This is a genomic window from Corallococcus sp. CA041A, from assembly GCF_003612075.1.
In the GTDB taxonomy this organism is placed as follows: Bacteria; Myxococcota; Myxococcia; order Myxococcales; family Myxococcaceae; genus Corallococcus; species Corallococcus exiguus.
Genome location: NZ_RAWF01000493.1, coordinates 1 through 2,461, shown reverse-complemented (window position 1 = coordinate 2,461; position 2,461 = coordinate 1). Strand labels below are relative to the sequence as shown.

General features: G+C 71.2%; 4 protein-coding genes. All 4 read left to right on the top strand.

Annotation, left to right across the window (positions count from 1 at the left end):
- Positions 1 to 21 precede the first annotated feature (21 nt).
- Positions 22 to 492 (top strand): HEAT repeat domain-containing protein, encoded by a 471-nt coding sequence (locus D7V77_RS41535; RefSeq protein ID WP_233597555.1) that lies wholly within the window; start codon positions 22 to 24, stop codon positions 490 to 492.
- Between the two features lie 95 nt (positions 493 to 587).
- Positions 588 to 1,115 carry a DivIVA domain-containing protein gene (locus D7V77_RS41530; protein WP_014397740.1) on the top strand — a complete coding sequence of 176 codons (528 nt, stop codon included), beginning with the start codon at positions 588 to 590 and terminating at the stop codon, positions 1,113 to 1,115.
- 10 nt (positions 1,116 to 1,125) lie between these two features.
- Positions 1,126 to 1,425, top strand: a complete 300-nt coding sequence (locus tag D7V77_RS41525; RefSeq protein WP_120581670.1) for a DUF167 domain-containing protein — start codon at positions 1,126 to 1,128, stop codon at positions 1,423 to 1,425.
- A gap of 8 nt (positions 1,426 to 1,433) precedes the next feature.
- Positions 1,434 to 2,461, top strand: a 1,028-nt coding sequence (locus tag D7V77_RS41520; RefSeq protein ID WP_120581669.1) for a peptidase MA family metallohydrolase, incomplete at its 3' end; no start/stop codon positions are given.

Genomic DNA, 2,461 nt, shown 5'->3' with positions numbered 1-2,461 from the left:
GACGCGCTCAAGAGTCCAGCGCTGGGAGGTCTTCGGTATGAGCGCACCCCCACCGCCCGCCGGGTGGTGCAGGACGTGGCCGCGGACCAGCCGCTCCTGAGGGGCCTGCTGTGGGCGGCGGAGCCCGCGCCGGAGGAGATCCGCACGCTCGCCATCGAGGACCTGGCGCTCCTGGGCGACCCGCGCGCCCTGGACCCGCTGGCCGCGTTCATCTGGGACCCGAACCCGCGCATCCAGCAGGCCGCGTTGCGCGCGGTGGCCCTCTTCCAGCACCGCCGCGCCGAAGAGATCCTGGGCAACGTCGTGCGCCACCCGCGCCTGCCGGACGCGCTCAAGATTCAAGCGCTGGGAGGTCTTCTGTATCAACGCACCCCCACCGCCCGCCGGGTGGTGCAGGACGTGGCCGCGGACAGCCGCGTGGGCTACGCGGTGCAGAACGCCGCGCGCTCGGTGGCGTCGCAGTGGGAAGCCGCCCCGGCCGCCGCGCCCTGAAACACGCCTGCCTGTCTGCTCTCCAGCCCTGACGCCCCTCTGCCCCGCCGGGCCGATTCCTGGAGTGCGCGCGTGTATGGGTTAGACTGGGGCGCATGAAGATCACCCCCCTCGACATCCGGCAGAAGCGCTTCGAGACGGTGATGCGCGGCTTCGCGCGTCCCGAAGTGGGCGCGTACCTGGAGCTGATCGCCGGCGAGTTCGAGGAGGTGGTGAAGGAGAACATCGCGCTCAAGGAGGAGCTGAAGCGCACGCAGGCGCGGCTCGAGCAGCATCAGGAGCGCGAGCGCACCCTCCAGGAGACGATGGTCACCGCCCAGCGCATCAGCGAGGACCTGAAGGACGCCGCGAAGAAGGAAGCGGAGATCATCATCGCGGACGCGGAGCACCAGGCGGAGAAGATCGTCCACGGCGCGCACCAGAGGCTGGTGCAGGTGGTGGAGGACATCAACGAGCTCAAGCGCCAGCGCACCCAGTTCGAGTCGCAGGTGCGCTCCGTGGTGGAGGCCCACCGCAAGCTGCTGGAGACGTTCGCCGCGCCCACCTTCGCGGACCGCGACTACGCGCGCGTGGAGGACAACGTCGCGTTCCTGTCGCAGAAGAAGGCCACCTCCAACGACTAGCGTTGCCCGCATGCCCGCCCCCTGGCTCAAAGCAGTGCAGACAGGGGTGGAGCTGACGGTGCTCGTCCAGCCGCGCGCGTCCCGCACCAGGGTGGTGGGCGAGCATGACGGCCAGCTGAAGATTCAACTCGCGGCCCCGCCCGTGGATGGCGAAGCGAATGCGGCCCTGGTGGAATTCATCGCCAAAACGCTGGGCGTGCCGCGTCGTCAGGTGACACTCGTGGCGGGTGACACGTCGCGCCGTAAGCGATTGAGGGTGGAAGGGGTTGATGCGGCGGCGGCCGAGGCTGTTATCTCTGGTGGACCGTGAGGCCACGCATGCTCCGCCTGTTCGCCTTCCTGATGATGCTGCTGGCCTCGCCGGGCGTGTTCGCGCAGGACGAAGGTCCGCGGGGCATCCACGCCACGGAGGCCGTCGTCACGGACGCCGCGCTCGTGCCCCACGCCCGCCCCGCCATCGTCGCGGGCGAGCTGAAGACGCAGCGCTTCGTCATCCTGCACACCGCGAAGGCGGCGGGCGCGGCCCGTGCGCTGGCCGGACAGATTGAAGGCGTGCGGGACACCTTCGGCGCGATGCTGGGACGCGACTGGCCGGGCACCACCGAAATCCGCCTGGGCGTGGGCCGCCAGGAATTCGAAGCGCTGGCGCTCCCCGGTGGCAAGCCTCCGGGCTGGGCCGTGGCGCTCGCCTACCCCGGGCATCAAATCATCCTGCTGGACGCGCTCAGCCTGAGCGACACGGAGGGGCCCACCACGCTGCGGCACGAGCTGGCGCACGTGGCGCTGGGCCAGCTGGCGAAGGACTGGCCGCGCTGGTTCCAGGAGGGCGTGGCGCAGAACCTCACGGACGAGCGCTACTCCGTCGCCCACTACAGCGCCCTCTTCCGCGCGGTGACGCAGGAGCGCGTCTTCCACTTCGAGGACCTGTCCGACGAGTGGCCGGACGTGCCCGCGGACGTCGAAATCGCCTACGCGCAGAGCGCCGCCTTCGTGGCCTTCCTCACCGGCAAGCACGGCTCGCACGCCATGGGCCTGCTGGTGGACGGCGTGCGCGCGGGTGAGCCCTTCGAGCAGGCCTTCGGCAAGGCCTTCCGCACGTCGCTGCTGCTGGAGGAGCAGGACTGGCGCGAGGGGCTCGCGGCCCGCTACGGCTGGCTGCCGCTCACCACCAGCTCCGCGCTCCTGTGGCTCACCGCCTCCGTGCTGTGCGTGGCCGCCTTCGCGCGCCGGATGCGCCAGAAGGCCGCGAGGATGACGGAGCTGGCCGCGGAGGACGCCGCCGAGGACGCCGCGCTCCGCCTGCTCGCCGCCGCCCGCGCCGCGGGGCCCCTCCCCGTGGACGGCTC